1 protein-coding gene is annotated in these 628 nt (G+C 50.5%); it reads right to left on the bottom strand.

What is annotated here, in order from left to right:
• The coding region (gene rlmB / locus R7E78_RS27845) for a 23S rRNA (guanosine(2251)-2'-O)-methyltransferase RlmB (protein WP_318058849.1) at nt 1-626 on the bottom strand (626 nt) is incomplete at its 3' end.
• Between the last annotated feature and the right edge of the window lie 2 nt (nt 627-628).

The raw sequence follows: 628 nt of genomic DNA, 5'->3' as shown, positions 1-628 counted from the left end.
AAATCATCGCAAGTTTCTCGCGTTAGGCGGCGCATGCCATCACCTTCTGCGCCCATGACAATTGCCAGAGGACCAGTCAGTTTTGCTTGATAAATGTCGTGTGTCGCTTCACCCGCCGTACCCACGAACCAGATGCCCTGCTCTTGCAGAGTACGCATTGTGCGCGCTAGGTTGGTTACACGAATCAAAGGCACCACTTCTGCAGCGCCACAGGCTACTTTGCTTACTGTCGCATTCATTGGTGCTAACCGATCTTTAGGAACGATACTCGCAGCAACACCAGCAGCATCGGCGTTACGTAAACAGGCACCAAGGTTGTGAGGGTCAGTCACGCCATCCAACACCAATAGCAACGGTGTCTCATGCTGCGCTAGGATGTCGTCGATGTCGTTTTCGTTCAGCTGTTTTGCTGGTTTTACGCGCGCGATGATGCCTTGGTGGTTTGCACCATGTGCTTTGTCATCCAAGGTTTTACGCGTCATTTGTTGGATAGAAACACCACACACCTGCAAATCGTTCAAGATTGGCATTAGGCGATCGTCTTGGCGTCCTTTTAGAACGTACGCTTCAATAAAACGTTCTGGTTCGCGTTCCAATACCGCTTTCACGGCATGAATGCCGTAAATAA

Source organism: Vibrio sp. YT-19(2023) (assembly GCF_033337395.1).
The sequence above is the reverse complement of the archived record's forward strand: the minus strand, read 5'-3'. Positions and strand labels throughout refer to the sequence as shown.